The organism is Vibrio ouci (assembly GCF_004551525.1).
Classification (GTDB): Bacteria; Pseudomonadota; Gammaproteobacteria; order Enterobacterales; family Vibrionaceae; genus Vibrio; species Vibrio ouci.
The window spans coordinates 64,660-83,300 of the sequence record NZ_SATR01000019.1; the positions used below are offsets into that span (position 1 = coordinate 64,660).

The window sequence follows — 18,641 nt, forward strand, 5'->3', positions numbered from 1 at the left end:
ATTCAATAACGAGAACACTATGAAGCACAACCTAATTACCTGCGCACTATCTTGTGCACTTGCGATATCCGGAGTGGCACACGCCAAACAACATGATAACTTACTCTCTAACCCAAGCTTTGAAGACAAAGGGCTTGGCTGGAGCTATTGGTTTGCCAACATCAAAAATGACTCCGCTTATGAAGGAGAATATCGAGGCCGAATTGCCACTGGTACTACCCACAGCATCAATCAGATCATCACCGTTCCTGAAACTGGCTTTTACGATCTCTCTGCCTATGTCATTAGTCCAGCCAATGATGCGACGATTGCGGTCACTAACCTTTACGATGAAGTACTCGTCAGCAAGTCCGTTAAACCAAGCCAAAGCTACAAAAAAAACACCCTTAAGCACATCGCATTAGAGCAAGGCGAGCAGCTCAAAGTCTCTATCACAGGGTCAAATGAAGGCGGTGTCAGCGTCGACAATATTAGCTTAACCAAAAGCAACAAAAACAAACCTCTCAGCTTTAATCAGATTATTCAGTTCAACGTCAAAGACCAGTCCGGTGCCAGCAACATCAATCGTAACCATAAACGAGTCGAAATCGATGTTCCGTTTGGCACTGAATTAACTCAAGTAACTGTCGACAACTTAATCGTATCGAATGGCAGTGGCACTACGATTAGCCAAGGAGATGTGCTTGATCTCACTCAGCCAATGGTCATCACGCTTAGCTCCAATGACCATCAGCCAGAGCAGTGGACGATTAGCGCCACAGAGCAGCCTAAACAGATCACAGTTACATCATCCAATGCCATGCTTGAGGACTCTTTCGCTTGGGCGGTGGATAAAACGAAGCGTTTTGTGATGACAGGAAAACACGACTTGGTTAACCGTGATGAGAATAACAACGACGGCACTGGTACGGCTGACTACATCCCTTCTTATTGGGCGGGGTACTTTGATCGCACAGCTTTTTATTCTCGTGACTTTTTACACCAAGCCAGCGGCGCACAATTAGCCGGACTAGCAGTAGAAAACTTCTCGATGTTTAAGACCTTTGCCCAGCATTCAACGGAGTCGAGAAAATGGTACACGCTGTGGGCCGTCAATTTTGATGGAACCCCTCATACCATTGATTATGTCGACGATTCTTGGTTTGTACGCGAAGTCCCAGCACAGTTCGAGTTTGTAGAGAAAGCGTGGCAGCAATATCTGTGGACTGGAGATGAGCGTTATATTGAAGACGAGGATCTGTGGCGTTTCTACACCAAGGTTCTGACCGACTATATCGCACTCCATGACGATCAAGACCCGAATGGGATTGCCGAAGGTTACGGTGGGATTTTCGAAGGCTCTGCGACCTACAACGAGCGTGGAGAATTCCCGATCGAAGCTGGTGATGCCATCGGTTCACAGTATCAAGCAACATTAGCTTACTCAAAGATGCTCGAAGCGCGCCAAGAATATAGCCAAGCTGCCGTTTGGAGCGAGAAAGCGCAACAACTGAAAGATTACTTTAATCAAGAATGGAGTATCGCCGACCCTAGCGAGCCACTGGGCAACTATGTCAACATCGTACAAAAAGATGGCTTACGCCTTAACGACTTTGGTAAGGAAAACAGTTGGTTTATGCCGATGAAACGCATCACCAACCCAGATGCGCGTAATGATAAATACCTCGACTTTATCGCCGCCAATCTAGGTGATGGTATCGGTTCTACGCCTGAAGCGCCAAATAACATTGAAGCTTATACCTACATCCCAGAAACCTACTTCCCGTACAACCGCAACGAAGAAGCTTGGAAGTGGATGCAGTACATTATGGATACTAAAGACCAGCCCCATGAGCGTCCAACTCAAGGTACTAACGGCGACTATCCAGAACTGTCGTTTACCTTCATTGCTAACACTATTGAAGGCTTAATGGGTATCAAACCGAATGCGGCTAAAGAAACCATTATTACCGCTTCTCACCTTACTCCGGACATCAAATGGCTAGAGGCAAAACATATACTGATGGGTGAACATGAACTAACCATTCGTCATGACGGATTAGAGCAAACGACGTTGACCAACAACTCACAAACAACGCTCGAATGGGAAGCTTGGTTCTATGGTGATTTCGCTTCACTGACAGTGGATGGACATGCAATGCCAACCAGTCAAAAGGAAATCAACGGGCAGTTGGTGAGCTACGTTGTCATTGCTGTTGAAGGAGAGCAAAACAGAATCGTTGCTAAGTAATCCTTTGAAATTCACTTCCAATATAGGCTCTCGGCCAATTCGAGAGCCTATCAATCATGCTTTATGGCTTATTCTCTTTGTCCCCTGTTCCGTGCCTTTTAAACAGCCCCTCCATCAACTCCATCGGTAATGGAAAGACAATGGTCGAACTTTTCTCTCCAGCAATCTCGGTCAAGGTTTGTAGATAACGCAGTAGCATCGCGTTAGGCTGAGTGGCCATCTTGCTCGCGGCCTCAACAAGCTTTTCTGAGGCTTCCATCTCGCCCGAGGCATGAATGACTTTCGCCCTTCTCGCCCTTTCTGCTTCCGCTTGTTTGGCTATCGCCCGAATCATGCTTTCATTCAGGTCGACGTGCTTAATCTCTACATCCGAAACTTTGATCCCCCACCCGTCAGAACGTGCATCCAAAATGGTTTGAATATCTGTGTTGAGCATTTCACGATTAGCCAGCATTTCATCTAACTCATGCTGACCTAATACTGAACGCAGCGTGGTTTGAGCGAGTTGAGAAGTGGCCGCTAAATAATCTTCGACATTAATGATCGCCTTTTGCGCATCGACCACTCGAAAATAGATTACCGCATTCACGCGAACAGAAACGTTGTCACGGCTGATCACATCTTGGCTTGGAACATCCATCACCACGGTTCGCATATCGACTTTAACAATTTGTTGAATCATAGGGATAACGACAATTAACCCCGGCCCTTTGACCATTTGAAAACGGCCCAAGAAGAAAATCACCCCGCGTTCATACTCACGTAAAACGTGAAACAAGCTAAACGCAATTAACAACACCAAGCCCACTAAGATGACTGGCGTGAGCATCCCACTCATGAGTAATTGTTCCAACATCTTAACCTCCTTGCTGTTTTTTAATTGTCAGCGTCAGTCCCTCAATATCTTCAATGACCACCACTTCCCCCGCCGAGTAATGTTCATTGCCTTGCGCTGCCCAGCGCTCTCCATTTACCCGCACATAACCCTGCTGTTCAAATGCCCTCTCAACCACTGCGTCACTGCCGATGAGATCTTCAATACCACTGACCACTTGGCTCTTTCTCAGTTGCAGTACCCTGCGCAAAACAAACATTACAAATGCCGCCGAAGTAAATGCGATCGAGTAGATAAGGCTCATAGAGATTCGCAGTTCAGGGATATCACTATCGAACAAGAATATTGAGCCCAACACGAAAGCCACCACGCCACCAAAGCCCAAAATGCCAAAGCTCGGCACTAAGGATTCCGCCACCAGTAAACCGAGTCCTAATACAATCAGGCCAACCCCGACATAGTTCACTGGCAACATTTGAAAAGCATAAGTAGCGACAAGCAAGCAGATCGCCCCCACCACTCCCGCGACACCAAAACCTGGGCTATAGAACTCAAGCAGCAATCCGTAAAAACCAATAATCAGCAGTAGATAGGCGATATTAGGATTGGTGATGGTCGACATAAATTGATTACGCCAATCGGGTGCCCGATGTTCCAACTTAGCCGAAGAGAGGGCTAGCGTGGTTTGAGAATCAGCGACTTTAATAGTGAAGCCATCCAACAATAACAACAGTTGTTCGGGCGACTCAGCAATCAAATTGATGACATTTTTCTCTTTCGCCTCACTGGCAGACAAGGTCGCTGCGTCACGTACCGCAGACTCTGCCCATTCCGCATTACGCCCTCTTAACTGCGCGAGAGAGCGTATGTAGGCAATAGAATCATTGAGCACTTTCTTTTCCATTGCAGTTGGTGTCTCTGGCTTTTCTTGTGGCTGATTAGGTGCACCACCACCGCCAATGCTGACCGGTGTGGCTGCACCGAGGGTTGTTGCGGGAGCCATGGCAGCAATATGGCAAGCATAGAGAATAAAAGTACCAGCGCTGGCGGCTCTTGCTCCTTGCGGATGAACAAGGCATAGAATAGGAATGTTAGAGGCAAGTATGGCCTGATTTATATCGCGTAAACTACTGACGAGCCCGCCAGGAGTATCAATGGTCATGAGCAAAGCAGGCACATTTGGCTGCTGATTGGCTAACTGGATTTGCTTGATGACGTAGTCACCCACAGCAGGGCCAATTGCTCCGCTGATGGAAATGACTGGTACCGTTTGATTAGGCGTATTATTCTCTTCTGCTTGAACAACACTGGCCGGCCACCACAAGATAAAAAAAGCATATAGGAGTGATTTTATTCTCTGCAGGTACATTGCGCTATCCCACCGATACTGTTGATTTGAGTTTAGACTATCTCAACCAACACAGCGTTCATTTATAGGGACAATACTTATAGTATCTGCAAAACCTACAGTTGAAATTGGATAAGTTGTAACCTAAAACTTAGTAAGTACATTGCACAGTAGTAGCTACCACTTTCACTTTATCAGACCAAGTGTATTGAATGGATATGAATGATAGCTTTTGTTTTGCCGACGAACCATCCGACGAGGAAGTAAGTCCCGACCGACACTGGGAAGTGTTAATCGTGGATGATGAGCAAGATGTCCACGATATCACCTGTATTGTCCTAAATAGCTTTCAGTTTCTTGGACGCGACCTTAAGTTCACTCACGCCTATTCGGGGAAACAAGCACGCCAACTTATCGAACAAGCAGAGACTCCGTTTGCGGTGATTTAGTTAGATGTTGTGATGGAAACACGTCAAGCGGGCTTAGAACTGGTGAGATGGATTAGAGACGAATACGATGATCATAACTGTCGAATCATCTTAAGGACAGGGCAACCAGGTGATGCACCTGAAGAAGAGATCATTTTTAACTACGATATAAACGACTATAAAAATAAAACTGAGCTCAACTCTACCCGCCTGACCACATCAACGCTCTCGGCGATACGCGCCTACAATGACATTCGAACCATTGAGCAAACGCGCGCTGGGCTCAAATGCATCATTAACTCGACCTCGAATATTTTGACCGAAGACTCTAGCGCAGAGTGGCTGCAAGGAATCTTAGTGCAAGTGGTCGCTTTGCTGAGGCTCGATGAAGTCCATGCGGTTCATTTTGGCGCCGCCCCTCTCGATGGTGAATGGACCATAGTCGCGACCTCAAACACCTCTATGCGCCCACTCGGTAATAAGCTCTCCCAATATTGCGATTTGGGTACACAGCAGTATGACTTCGGTAGCCCGCAAATCAGCGAGTTTGATCATAACACCTACGTACTTCCCGTCTCCGTCAATCACTGCCAAGGACTGATATTTATTGAGTCACCCGCAGAGGTCATTGAAAAGCAGAGAGAGCTGATCGACATTTTCATCAACAGTGCAATTGCAGCATACGACAAAACATTCCTTCTGCGAGACATCGTCGAAACTCAGAAAGAGATCGCTTATCGATTGGGTGAAGTGGTGGAAACTCGCTCTAAGGAATCTGGGAGCCATGTTAAGCGCCTCGCTATTCTCTCAGAAGTACTGGCTAAGCACATCGGGCTGCCAGACGAATATGCCAACAAAATCAAGCTCGCCTCCCCGTTACATGATATTGGTAAAATTGCAATTCCCGACAGTATCTTACACAAGCCAGGTAAACTGAATTCTGAAGAGTGGGCCATCATGCAAACCCATGCCGAAATCGGCGAGGAGATTTTATCTGGGTCGAACCTAGAGATTTTGCAGATTGCAGCGGTAATTGCCGGTAATCATCACGAAAAATGGGACGGTACAGGTTACCCTCGCCAACTCAAAGAGGACAAAATTCCTATCGAGGGCCGAATTACTGCAATCGTAGATGTCTTCGATGCCTTAGCGTCCAAACGCAGCTACAAGGAACCTTGGGAATCCGAATCGATAAGGGACTATATTCGCTCACAACGTGGCAAGCATTTTGACCCAGAGATCTGCGACGCGTTCTTATCTATCTTCGACCAATGCCTTGAGATAAGAAATGCCTACCCCGACTGATGCCGACTCGACTCACACACTCGAAGAGTTATTGCACTCAACTAAGCAACAACTATTAGAAGCAGAAAAGAAGGCGTCTATCGGGCAATTGGTCGCGGGGATCACTCATGAGGTCAACACCCCTATTGGCAACAGTATTACTACAGCAAGCCATCTGCTCAAGCTGATTCAACAACTCGAAAGCCGCGTTAAAGAAAACAAGCTCACGCGCAGTGAGTTAGACCATTTTTTTGAATCCTCCGCAAATATCAACCATATATTGATGAGTAACCTCGACCGCTCTGCCGATATCATCAAAAGACTGAAACGTTTATCAACAGACAACATTCAGTCCTTGATTGATAAGGTCAATATCGGCAATAAGATTCAAGACACCATCTTAGCGTTAGAGCCGAACTTGCGTGGGGTTGAGATTAAGATGATAAATATTCAAAACGTAGAAGTTAAAACCGATACTGGCCTCATCTACCACGTCATTTCGAATCTGATCTTAAACGCCAAAAAGCACGCGTTTCACAACGTCTCTCAACCAAGGATTGTCGTTAGCATGGACGACTATCAAGAGGATAAAGTCGTCATCATCGTGGAAGATAATGGCATCGGAATTGAAGAGCAGAAATTAAGCAAGATTTTTGAGGATTTCTATAGCACGGCCAAAGACAATGGCGGTACTGGCCTTGGATTATCCATAGTGAAAAATGTGCTCTCCCGTGCTAACAGTACCATCGAGTGCCATAGCATAGTCGGACAAGGAACCACATTTACAATTACGATACCCGGCCCTGCAGTTTTAATTGAAAATGAAGAATGAAAAAGGCGACTCACTGCCGCCTTTATTCAAGTATTACTTGTCGTTCATTGGCGTGTAGCCATATTCTGCAATCAGAGCTTTCGCCTGTTTGCTCTTTAGGTAACCTAAGAACGCTTTAGAGTCTTGGTCGATATTTTCTTTGGCGTACAGTACTAAGAACGGGCGAGAAAGCTCATACTCACCGCTAGCAATGGTTTGGCTGTTAGGGCTGATACCTTCAAATTGAATCGCTTTGATTGAGTGATCAACAGAGCCCGTTGAGATAAAACCAATCGCTTGTTTATTGTGATTAACAATGGTTTTCACCATGCTGTTACTGTTGACGACCAAGTTATCTGGATTGATATCCGACACTAGACGGCCATTCACAATCTTAGTTAGCCCCATTAAGCTTTCGAAGCTATAACGTGACCCCGATGACGCCTCGCGCGTTACGACCGCAATTTTTTGATCCGCTCCGCCTAACTGCTTCCAGTTGGTGATCTTACCTTTATAGATATCAAACAGCTGCTCACGAGTGACGTTATTAACGGTATTTGACTGGTTAACCACAACCGCTAAACCATCAAAGGCAATAGGAGAAACAGACAACGACTCATCTTGCTCACTGTCGGTGAGGTAGCGTGAGCTCATACCAATGTCAGCGACACCTTTTTTTACCAGAGTAATACCTGCCGTCGAACCAATGCCTTGAACCGCTACATACGTATCAGAGTGGGTGCTATTAAAGTGTTCAGCCAAGACATCCATTACACGAGCTACCGAAGTAGATCCTGAAACATTCACTTCCTTTGCTAAAGCGGGAGCCACTAGCAATGAAGTCGACAAAAGTGTTGCTAGTGCAACGCGAACCATAATTCTCTCCTAATCGAAAAAGGTATTAAATAATGTGCGTTATGGTATTTCGATTAGATGACAGTTTTGTGAAAACCCATACAGACAATCAAATAACTTACTCCTACTATGCTTAAAGCAAGTGTATTCTGCCAACCGTGCAAGGATGAGGATAATATGGGATTAGTGAGTTTGTTACAGCGGCAACTCGAAAGCCGAGCCCAGCTGATCTGTAAACAACGCAATCAAAGCACGCCAGCCGAACTTGGCAAGGCGAGCTATGAATCCATGAACAATGGCGTAATTTTTATCAAGCAACATTTTCTGTTGGATTCCACCCATTGTGACTACATGAACCCAGTAGCGAAAGTCTCATGGAATGGAGAGTTGAATCTATGGCAGCTCTTCTTGCCTCACCACTCTGAAGTGGATAGCTGGCTTCCTTATCCATTCTTAGCGCAAAGCAGTGACCTTACCGCAATAATGCGAGAGATCGACAAAGATCCAAAATCGATGTTTTGGTTGGATTAACTTAAAAAAAAGGCGCTCAATGAGCGCCCTTTCTATATCACTATTCTCAGTAGAAAGCGGAGATTACTCTGCCGCTTTTTCTACTTCTTCAACCGTTTTGACATCTTCAAAGATCTGCGTTGGTTTTGCCACCAAATTGCGATTCTCTTGGTTCACTTCAGTCAGTACGATTTCAAGTACGTCACCAAGTCGGTAAGTTACTTCTTTATCGATAGAAACCGTACCATTGTCTGCGCTGCACTCTAGACGCTCTTTATTAGCTAGAATCAAAGAGCCCGGAATAAACGCCGCTGCACCATTTTCAATTAGGCGAACACGCATACCAGCACGGTTAATATCAAAGATTTCACCGTTGAACTTGGTTTCTTTCGCTGGCTCTTCAGCAAGCGTACGCGCGTATAACCAATCACCAACGTTACGCTCAGCAATCTTGTGGTGTTTACGGTGCAGTGCTAGCTCTTCGCCCACTGTCTCATCAGCCGTTTGAACAGGCTCTTTACCTAAGATGTGTGCTTTCAGCATACGGTGGTTGATCATATCGCCATATTTACGAATCGGAGACGTCCACGTTGCGTAGATATCGAGACCCATCGCGTAATGTGGTAGAGGCTGGTTACCAATTTCGCTGTACGCTTGGAATTTACGAATGCGATTATCTAGGTAGCTTGATTCTTGCTTGCCTAACCAACGACGTAGCTCAGCAAAGCCTTCCAATGTTGCTACAGATTCAGCAGTGAACGGCAACTCACCTTCTGGATTAACAAAGCCCAGTACATCGGCAATTTTCTCTGGCTTAAACCCAAGGTGCGTGTTGAAGACACCTGAGTTAAACGTTGACTGTAGAGTACGACCGGCACAAATGTTTGCCGTGATCATTGACTCTTCAACAAGGCGGTTTGCACTGCGACGCATGTCTGAATGAATCGCAATCACATCGTTATCTTCACTCAGCTCAAAACGGTAGTCTGGACGGTCCGGGAATACCACAGCATTCTGCTCACGCCAATCCGCACGCGCTAAAGAGAAGTCGTAAAGATCACGAACAATTTGCGCGATTTCTTCGTTTGGTTGCCACTCCGTTGATTCGCCATTTTCTAGCCAATCTGATACATGATCATAAACAAGGCGAGCGTGTGATTTAATGTTCGCAGCGAAGAACTTGATGTCATCAGCGATAACGCCATCTTTACCTACTGTGACCGTGCAGCAAAGCGCTGGACGCACTTCATCTTGCATTAGTGAGCACAGCTCATCCGCTAGGTCACGAGGCAGCATAGGGATGTTGCGACCTGGTAGGTAAATCGTGAAGCCACGTTCACGAGCAACTTTATCCATTTCGCTATCTGGTGTGATGTACGCTGTTGGATCGGCAATCGCAATCGTCAGCTCAAAATCACCAGATTCGGTTTTCTTAGCGTACAGAGCATCATCCATATCTTTGGTTGATGCGCCATCAATGGTTACGAATGGAACATGCGTCATATCAACACGTTCTAGATCCACGTCATCTTTGATTTCCCAGTTATCGATACCCGCTGGTTCGCTGTTAGGTAAATCATTTTGAGCCAGTGTTACCCACCAAGGTGCGATCTTATCATCGGTATCTGTGATCTTTTCGCTAATCTCAACAAAGAAGCCGTTATCGCCCTTTAATGGGTGTTGCGTAAGGTGAGCAACAACCCAGTCGCCTTCTTTTAGATCATCACTCTTAATGCCTTTACGCGTCTTTGCTTTCAAAGATAGCTTTTTAAGTTGTGGATGATCTGGCGTAACGTTTAACTTGCCTTTAAACAGCTTCACTCGACCGATGAAACGGTTAACACCTTGCTCCAACAGTTCTTCTGGTTCAGCTTGCTCGCGCTCTTTCTCTGTACGAATGATCGCTTTCACTTTATCGCCATGCATACATTTCTTCATATACGGAGGCGGAATAAAGTAACTTGTCTTACTATCGACTTCTAAAAAACCAAAGCCTTTTTCAGTCGCTTTGATCGTGCCTTCTTTCTTAGGAAGGTTTTCTTGAATTTGCTGCTTAAGTTGAGCCAGTAGAGGGTTATCTTGAAACATCTATCTTGTTTTAACCGATTAAGTATCACACCGAAAATTGCGCACACTATATCACCCCACCTATAGCCTAGCTACCTTCTCAGCATGACAATCTATCGTTCAGAGGAGAATTCAATCAGTTAGCGAATTAATTGAATTGATGTTAATTCATCCGAGGCATGGCTTTAGATGACGAATATGTGAACAAACAATCTCAATTGAGGAAAAAATTGTGATGAAATTCAATTTTTTCTAGCTTTTTTTATGCTTTTCAGGAATAATCCGCCCCCTTATATCGGTGCCTCTAACTCAACGTTTCGGTTTCGATGTGTTTTACGTCCCTAGTGGCTTGATGCGATTTACGACTTTTCCGCATCTGAATGGAATCAGCTCTCATCTGGATTTGTATTGGAATTGGTAGAGCTCGTGGGACCTTTTATTGACTTATATATAGTAGGATCCCAATGACAGATTCTGTAATTCAGTTCAGCGATCTAGCGCTTAACGACTCTATCCTTTCAGCTCTTGACGGTATGGGTTTCGTTTCACCAACTCCAATTCAGGCTGCTGCTATCCCGCACCTATTGGCTGGTAAAGACGCACTAGGTAAAGCGCAGACTGGTACTGGTAAAACTGCAGCTTTCTCTCTACCTCTTCTTAACAAAATAGACCTTGATCAGCGTAAGCCTCAAGCGATCGTTCTTGCACCAACTCGCGAACTTGCGATTCAGGTAGCAGCAGAAGTTAAGAACCTAGGTAAAAACATCGCAGGTCTTAAAGTTCTTGAAATCTATGGCGGCGCGTCAATCGTTGACCAAATGCGTGCACTTAAAAACGGTGCTCACATTGTTGTAGGTACTCCTGGCCGTGTTCAAGACCTTATCAACCGTGACCGTCTACACCTAGATGAAGTTCACACATTCGTGCTTGATGAAGCTGATGAAATGTTGAACATGGGCTTCGTTGATGACGTAACAGAGATCATGGAGCACGCTCCTTCTTCTGCACAACGTGTACTATTCTCTGCAACTATGCCTCCAATGCTTAAGAACATTGTTGAGCGCTTCCTACGTGATCCAGAAACGATCGACGTTGCAGGTAAGAACCACACGGTAGACAAAGTAGAACAGCAGTTCTGGGTTGTTAAGGGTGTAGAAAAAGACGAAGCAATGTCTCGTCTTCTAGAAACTGAAGAAACTGATGCGTCAATCGTCTTCGTACGTACTCGTCAAGACACTGAGCGTCTAGCTGATTGGCTATCTGCACGTGGCTTCAAAGCGTCTGCACTACACGGTGACATTCCTCAGTCTCTACGTGAGCGTACTGTTGATCACATCAAACAAGGTGTTATCGATATCCTAGTTGCAACTGACGTTGTGGCTCGTGGTCTTGACGTTCCGCGTATCACTCACGTATTCAACTACGACATCCCATTCGATGTTGAGTCTTACATCCACCGTATCGGCCGTACAGGTCGTGCTGGACGTAAAGGTAAAGCGATTCTTCTAGTTCGTACAAACCAACTACGTATGCTTCGCACTATCGAGCGTGTAACTAAGTCATCGATGGAAGAAATTCAACTTCCGCACCGTGACAAAGTAGCAGAAGCTCGTCTAGCTAAGCTTGGTGCTGAACTAGAAACTGAAAAAGAACACAAAGCACTAGAGAAGTTCTCTGAGCTAGTTGAAAAACTACAAGAATCTCTAGAGCTAGACGCAGCGACACTAGCAGCTATCCTGCTTAAGCGTCAGCAAGGCAAGCGCCCACTATTCTACATTGGCGAAGACCCAATGATTGAAGCAATTGAGCGTGACAAGCAACGTCGTAAAGATCGTCGTGAAAATGGCCGTGACGGTCGCGATGGTCGTCGTGAAGGCGGTCGTAGCTTCAACACTCAAGACTGGGATACTTACCAGCTTCAAGTGGGTCGCGAGCAAGGCGTTCAAGTTAAAGACATCGTTGGTGCACTTGCAAACGAACTAGGCCTAACAAAAGGTTCAATCGGTGCAATCAAACTAGCACAAGGCGAAACATACGTTCAGCTACCAAAAGCAATGTCTTCTGAGACTGCTGGCAAGCTACAAAAACTACGTATTCGTCAGAAGCAAGTTGACGCTGTAGTATGTGACTTCAACGATTTCCGCGAACCACGCCGCGATGGCGGTCGTCGTGACGGTGGTCGTCGCGATGGTGGTTACCGTGGTAACCGTGACGGCAACCGCGAAGGTGGCTACCGTGGTAACCGCGATGGCAACCGTGAAGGTGGCTACCGTGGTAACCGTGACGGCAACCGCGAAGGTGGCTACCGTGGTAACCGTGAAGGCGGTCGTGATGGTAACCGTGAAGGCGGCCGTCGTGATGGCGAGCGTCGCTTTGACCGTAACCGTGGTGGCGATCACCGTGGTAACTTCCGTGGTGAACGTGGCCATGGTCGCGGTAACCGCAGCGAAGGTTAATCAACCGACTCAAACAAAAAAGGATACGCAATGCGTATCCTTTTTTTATGCCAGCTCCAAAGTAATATCTAAGCGTTATTACTAAAGATATACTTGTCCATCAAGGTGACCATACGGCCAATCTCTGGTTTGGTGATCGTATCATTCGCCCCAAGAGCCAAGGCTTTTGCTCTATTATCTTCACTCATTAACGAAGAGAACATCACGATCGGCATAGTGGCATAAGCCTCACTATCACGTAGGCGTTTAACCAAGTGCATACCATCCATACGTGGCATTTCAACGTCAGTTACTACGCCATCAATAAGCTCGCTAACTGGCAAGTTCTCTTCCTTCGCTACCTCGATAAGATTCATCAGTTTCTCGTGCGCTTCTCCACCATCTTTACAAGCAATAATGTTGTAACCCGCAGAGCTCAATGTGTCTTGAATCATAGAGCGGATAAACGCAGAGTCATCGACGACCATAACTGTTTTAGCATTACGCTTAGTGACCATACGCTGGTTCAGGTCAACACTTCTATCAAGCGTCACATCGTATTTTTCCATGCTTAGCTCTGGGTTGATATCTGCGATGATCTTCTCAAAGTCTAAAATCATGATCAGATTGCCATCTTTACGAACCACAGCAACCACACAATCTTGTTCACCAGCCTCTAAAAACTGACTCGGTGATTCAACATCATTCCAAGAAATTCGGTGAATACGACTAATCGAATCGATCAAAAAGCCATTGGTCATATTGTTAAAGTCAGTAACAATAACAAACTTACGCTCAAGCTCACTATTGGTCGGCACACCTAACCAACCCGCTAAATCAACCAGCGGTGTCAACACGTCACGTGATGAAAATACACCGATCATATGGGGTTGAGCATTCGGGTAGTCCGTCGTTTCTGGTACTTGAATTACCTCACGCACTTTCGCAACGTTGATACCGTAGTAACAGGTCTTTTTACTACCATCAGGCATCCGCTTCACAAGGTGAAATTCGATAATTTCTAGTTCATTAGTGCCACTTTCGGTCAGTATCGTACTACTTGATACACTCATATTTTCTTTTTGCCTACGCTAAACTTTCGGGGTATACACCTTTGTAACGGCTATTGGGTCATTTGTAAATTTCATTTGCATCAGTTACCCGATGTTGTGATTCACTCAACAACTCATCACTCTAATCAATCGGTTTCCAATGTTCCGGGGGAGTCATACTCCACCGCTCCATTGCCGACGTTGAATAGATCGCTTTACCCTGATTACCTATTTGAATCGGAATGCTTCGTGCCGATTCACCATTGACTATTCTATTGACCAAGGTCCCAGCCATCACACCCTGGCTGTTGCCAAATAATACCACGCCACCGGCTGCTTTATCACTCGCAACGGCGAAATCCCAAAACGCAAAAACAGGCAGTTCTGAGTTTTGATGAGTCCATGTAATAACATCGTCTGCAGGGACGTTGTTCCCTTCACGGTCGATGAGAGTCTGATAGAGTCCAACAATGATGACTGAAAAATTTTCATCCGCAGCGGATACAATGTTTTTTTGCCACTCTTGCTTAGTTCCGGCTGACACGATCTCTATCTCCACGCCAAGATTGTGTTTGATCATTAAATATTGTCGCTCAATGTATTGCCGCGCGATGTTCGATGTCACCCCAGAATCAAACATGATGCGAACTTTCATCTCTTTATCAGATAAAAAATGTTTCAGCTCACCGATAGTTTTGACAAATAGCGGGCGCTCTAAAACACCGGTCACCTTTGCCTGGCCCTGATGGTCCTTAAATACCTCTCGGGGATTCGAGTTAATCCCTAAGAACACAACAGATATTGGGTCATCGAAAATCATCGGCCACATATACTTAAGCGCGTTGTCGTCCCCTAGAATAACAACATCTGGATTAAGCTCGATGTACTTAACAAACGCAAGTTCCGCCATTTTTTCGTATTCAGACGGTGGTACTCGCTTGGTATCCATCTGATACGTTTCAAGCTCTATGCCTTGCTGCAAAGTATCTTGTATTCCTTGCACATAACTCTTATCCCATTCAAATTCTGAATGGTAACTTTCGATGAGCAATACCTTGGCGCCCCAGACCGGAAATGAGAACAGCAATAACATCATCGCCCATCGCATAATCGTTCCCTCTTCGAGTTAATTCCCGTTATTTAGTCAACCACTCCATGACCTACCTACTCAGACATGGTTCTTAAGGACTGGCTATACTAAAAGTCATCGTCCTTTAATAGTAGGTCAATATGAGTCGCACGAAGCAATTTGAAGACAGTATTCACAATCCTTTTTACAGCAGAGTTGGACGCCGAATCATTCTGATCATGATTTTGCTAAGTGGTACGGTGACGTTACTGACGACTTTATTGCAACTCTCTTGGGACTATCGAGAACAGTTTGACTCAATAGATCAACGTCATTTGGAGATACGCGATGTCCACGCCCCGTTAATCGCGACTCTACTATGGGACTTCGACCTAATTGCGCTTCAACAAGAAATTGATGGCTTAGTGAATTTACCCAGAGTGGATTATTTAAAAATCACAAGCGGTGATTACTCTTTTCAATCAGGTAAGGCAGTACTTACAAACTCCATATCGAAACATTACCCTTTGGTCTACCACCACCCTAACACGACTCGCTTTGAAGAGATTGGCCAGATACACATCCAATCCGACGCACAAGAGATATACAACTACCTCATATGGCAAGCGATCTATACCTTAAGTTTAAATGCAGCCAAGACCTTTCTGGTCTGTTTTGTCATTTTAATAGTGTTCCACAAAAGCATTAATCGACGCATATTTTCAATTGCTCAGTATCTACGTAAATACAATCCTAGGCACCCAGCTAAACCGATAGAGTTAGAGCACTTCAAGTGGATTACCGAAAAGGAAGATGAACTCGACTGGCTGGCGAACGAAACCAATAAAATTACCGATAACGTCACAAAGCTGTATCGGAACATTAAAAATGAGCAAGAGCGTTTAGCAGAATTCGCCCATATATCGTCCGATTGGCTATGGGAGACCGATGCGAGCGGAGCGCTAATTTACTGTTCAGATAGCATGCGTAGCGCATTAAAAATCGCTACGGATAGCAAACCTATGCTTGAAGAGGTACCTGCATTAGCACCCTGTAAATCGCTCTGTAGCAAGCTAAAAAGCCATTACAACATATCAATGTGCGAGGAAGCCCTAACTATCAATGACAAGCAAGTTTTCCTGCTGTTTAAGGCAAAAGCTCGCTTTGACAAAGGGGAGTTTATTGGTTTTCGCGGCACCGCAATCAACATTACCGAGCTTAAACTGACTCAGATCGAGATCGAGGAGCTCAACCAAAATCTTGAAAAAACCGTCGCGGTTCGCACTCAAGACCTTGAGCAAAGTATGCAGCAACTCAAAAAGACTCAAGAACAACTGATTGAATCGGAAAAACTCGCTGCTCTTGGCGGTTTAGTCGCTGGCGTCGCCCACGAGGTCAATACCCCTTTAGGCATCGCGGTCACTGCAACTTCCGTCATTCAAGATATTGTCAGCGAAGCAAATCAAGCCTTTACAGATCAAACATTAACAACGGATCAATTTCGTTCGCTACTAGAGTGTTTAACAGAAAGTAGTACGATGCTCGAACAAAACCTAAATCGAGCCGCTAAACTCATCAAAGACTTTAAACAAACCGCCGTAGACCAAGTATCAGAGAGCCGTAGTCAATTTAATGTCCAGCAAGTGCTTGAGGCATTGGTGGCTAGCCTTCATCCCGAAACACGGAAAGTGCCCGTGACACCGATTCTAGAAGGCGATGCCTCGCTAGTAATGAACAGCCTTCCGGGAGTCCTCACTCAAGTAATATCAAACCTTATCATGAACAGTATCAACCACGCCTTTGACGACGTGGCCGAAGCCAAAATCAGCATTCACTTTAAGCAAGATCAAAACAACATCATTTTAGAATATCGGGACAATGGCGCGGGCATCGATATGCCCTTCCATCAGAAGATTTTTGAGCCTTTCTATACCACTAAACGCGGTAAAGGCGGCTCAGGATTGGGGTTGAACTTGGTATTTAACCTCGTCAAGCAAAAGCTAAAAGGTGATCTCGCCTTTGAGTCAGAATTAGGAAGTGGCGTGTTGTTCCAATTAATACTGCCAAAAGATCTGCCACTAGAATTACCCGATCAATCCGGCAACGACTGACGTACCGCGGTAAACTCATCCCAATTATCCAGTAGTAAATCCACCAGCTTAGGTTCGAAGTGTTTGCCTTTTTGGCTAATGATCTCTTGTCTAATCTGATCATCACTCCAAGGTTCTTTATAGCTGCGCTTAGAGCCCAGCGCATCAAAGACATCCGCCAGAGCAGCAATCCTGCCGCTAATTGGAATACCTTCACCTATCAATGAGTTTGGATAGCCACTACCGTCCCACTTTTCATGGTGGAAAGCCGCGATCTCTTTCGCTTTGACAATCAAGCGACGCGTAGAGCGGTCTAGGATTTCAACGCCATAATCAACGTGCTTTTTCATCTCTTCCCATTCGTCTGCATCCAACTTCCCTGGTTTATGGAGAATGGAATCAGGCACAGCGACCTTACCTACATCGTGTAGTGGTGCAGCATGTTTGATCATATTGGCTTCTTCAGGGCTAAGGCCATAAAGCAAAGCAAGCTTCTCACTGTAAATTGAAACTCGCTGCACATGAGCGCCAGTTTCTCGGCTACGTGCCTCAACTGCATTTGCTAGGCTATAAACCAGCTCTTTGGAGGTTTCACGGATATCCAACATCAAGTTTAAATTCTCAAACGTAAGTCCAATATTTTGCATATAGATTTCGAGCAATTGAATGTCTAGCTCAGACAAAACTTGATGAAAGTTGACGTACAGTAAGCTATCGACGCCTTGCTCATCATGGGCGTAAAAAACGAACGCATCGCCAAAGTGTTGTGAGCGGCGACCCTCTAGAACGGTTTGACAGCGACTCGCGACCTCTTCAGGTAACTTCTCAATCGCACATTCACTGTAACAATCAACATAGTCTCCTGTTGCTGCTAAGGTAAGGGCACGCGAAGGCTCACCATCAGGTCGAGGTTTTACCACACAGTAAAACGCAGACTTTTCCAATTGCAGTAAAGAGGTAAGCTGTTCAAGTACTGACGATGCATAGGTTTGGAGTGTGGTGGTGTTTTGCACTTTGGCTGACGACTCAATAACTTTCTTCAAGCCTGTTTTTTGCGCGTCAATAAGGCATAAATCTCGATAAGATCTCAACATCGAATAAAGCAATGTTTTTAGCTTTTGGATAGTGAGCTCGGTCTTCTCTTTATAGTCATCAATTTCATACTCACGAATGACCACATCTTCCGGCGCTTGTCCCGCCTGTCCAGTACGCAGAACAACACGAATTAATTTATCTTTAACCTCATCTCGCAGATATTTTACCAATTCAAGTCCTGCATGATCGCTTTCCATCACGACATCAACCAGTGCAAGGGCGATACCAGTATGTTGATGATAAACCTGTTTGGCTTCTTGAGCAGAAAAAGCAGAAATGAGATTAAGCGGACGACCATCAAAGGAAAATCCTGATAAAGCTAAACGAGTGATTTGGTGCACCTGCTCATCATCATCAACAAGCAATACAGTCCAAGGTTCAGCTTGCTTGTGCTGATTAGTCGGAGGATCAGTCTCGTTCTTGTTGTAGTCTGCGAACAATTCCATTTGCTCATCCAATAAATATATTAGCCCTAACTTAGGTTTAGCACAGTTCTAGCCATTTATGGGATTAGCTGCTCAACCCTTGAGAG

Annotated in this window: 14 protein-coding genes; 7 read left to right on the plus strand and 7 right to left on the minus strand. The window is 45.3% G+C overall.

Going from position 1 to position 18,641, the window contains the following annotated elements:
- Positions 1-19 precede the first annotated feature (19 nt).
- On the plus strand, positions 20-2,230 hold the full coding sequence (locus ELS82_RS13485) for an SGBP N-terminal domain-containing protein (protein ID WP_134835928.1): 2,211 nt from the start codon (positions 20-22) through the stop codon (positions 2,228-2,230).
- Between the two features lie 61 nt (positions 2,231-2,291).
- Here the strand turns inward: ELS82_RS13485 and ELS82_RS13490 are convergent, their stop codons facing one another.
- Both ELS82_RS13490 and ELS82_RS13495 read right to left on the minus strand, forming a co-directional pair.
- Positions 2,292-3,086: a slipin family protein gene (locus tag ELS82_RS13490; RefSeq protein WP_134835929.1), complete on the minus strand. Its 795-nt coding sequence runs from the start codon at positions 3,084-3,086 to the stop codon at positions 2,292-2,294.
- Position 3,087: 1 nt separating this feature from the next.
- Complete coding sequence (locus ELS82_RS13495; protein WP_134835930.1) at positions 3,088-4,434, minus strand: NfeD family protein; 1,347 nt, start codon at positions 4,432-4,434, stop codon at positions 3,088-3,090.
- Between the two features lie 191 nt (positions 4,435-4,625).
- Between ELS82_RS13495 and ELS82_RS26930 the strand changes: the two genes are divergently transcribed.
- From ELS82_RS26930 to ELS82_RS13505, 3 genes are read left to right on the plus strand one after another with little or no spacing between them, the layout of a single operon-like run.
- Complete coding sequence (locus ELS82_RS26930) at positions 4,626-4,862, plus strand: hypothetical protein (protein WP_244230786.1); 237 nt, start codon at positions 4,626-4,628, stop codon at positions 4,860-4,862.
- A gap of 12 nt (positions 4,863-4,874) precedes the next feature.
- Entirely contained in the window at positions 4,875-6,146 is a 1,272-nt protein-coding gene (locus ELS82_RS13500; protein WP_244230787.1) for an HD domain-containing phosphohydrolase, read from the plus strand.
- On the plus strand, positions 6,130-6,957 hold the full coding sequence (locus ELS82_RS13505) for a sensor histidine kinase (RefSeq protein ID WP_134835931.1): 828 nt from the start codon (positions 6,130-6,132) through the stop codon (positions 6,955-6,957). The genes ELS82_RS13500 and ELS82_RS13505 overlap by 17 nt, the downstream gene beginning before the upstream one ends.
- Positions 6,958-6,990: 33 nt before the next feature.
- Here the strand turns inward: ELS82_RS13505 and ELS82_RS13510 are convergent, their stop codons facing one another.
- Positions 6,991-7,812: a phosphate ABC transporter substrate-binding protein gene (locus ELS82_RS13510; RefSeq protein ID WP_134835932.1), complete on the minus strand. Its 822-nt coding sequence runs from the start codon at positions 7,810-7,812 to the stop codon at positions 6,991-6,993.
- A gap of 156 nt (positions 7,813-7,968) precedes the next feature.
- Here ELS82_RS13510 and ELS82_RS13515 point away from each other — a divergent pair, with 156 nt between their 5' ends.
- On the plus strand, positions 7,969-8,322 hold the full coding sequence (locus ELS82_RS13515) for a DUF3024 domain-containing protein (RefSeq protein ID WP_134835933.1): 354 nt from the start codon (positions 7,969-7,971) through the stop codon (positions 8,320-8,322).
- Positions 8,323-8,385: 63 nt separating this feature from the next.
- Here the strand turns inward: ELS82_RS13515 and rnb are convergent, their stop codons facing one another.
- Complete coding sequence (gene rnb / locus ELS82_RS13520; RefSeq protein WP_134835934.1) at positions 8,386-10,389, minus strand: exoribonuclease II; 2,004 nt, start codon at positions 10,387-10,389, stop codon at positions 8,386-8,388.
- Between the two features lie 443 nt (positions 10,390-10,832).
- On the opposite strand from rnb, the gene ELS82_RS13525 reads away from it, so the two are divergent.
- On the plus strand, positions 10,833-12,824 hold the full coding sequence (locus ELS82_RS13525; protein ID WP_134835935.1) for a DEAD/DEAH box helicase: 1,992 nt from the start codon (positions 10,833-10,835) through the stop codon (positions 12,822-12,824).
- Positions 12,825-12,892: 68 nt separating this feature from the next.
- Here ELS82_RS13525 and ELS82_RS13530 read toward each other — a convergent pair whose 3' ends face one another.
- Both ELS82_RS13530 and ELS82_RS13535 read right to left on the minus strand, forming a co-directional pair.
- On the minus strand, positions 12,893-13,876 hold the full coding sequence (locus tag ELS82_RS13530) for a chemotaxis protein (protein WP_134835936.1): 984 nt from the start codon (positions 13,874-13,876) through the stop codon (positions 12,893-12,895).
- Positions 13,877-13,997: 121 nt separating this feature from the next.
- Positions 13,998-14,963 (minus strand): ABC transporter substrate-binding protein, encoded by a 966-nt coding sequence (locus ELS82_RS13535; RefSeq protein WP_134835937.1) that lies wholly within the window; start codon positions 14,961-14,963, stop codon positions 13,998-14,000.
- Between the two features lie 122 nt (positions 14,964-15,085).
- Here ELS82_RS13535 and ELS82_RS13540 point away from each other — a divergent pair, with 122 nt between their 5' ends.
- On the plus strand, positions 15,086-17,035 hold the full coding sequence (locus ELS82_RS13540; RefSeq protein WP_134835938.1) for a sensor histidine kinase: 1,950 nt from the start codon (positions 15,086-15,088) through the stop codon (positions 17,033-17,035).
- On the opposite strand, the gene ELS82_RS13545 is transcribed toward ELS82_RS13540, so the two are convergent.
- Positions 17,017-18,555: a DUF3369 domain-containing protein gene (locus ELS82_RS13545; protein WP_134835939.1), complete on the minus strand. Its 1,539-nt coding sequence runs from the start codon at positions 18,553-18,555 to the stop codon at positions 17,017-17,019. The two genes, ELS82_RS13540 and ELS82_RS13545, sit on opposite strands and share 19 nt — an antisense overlap.
- Positions 18,556-18,641: the final 86 nt, after the last annotated feature.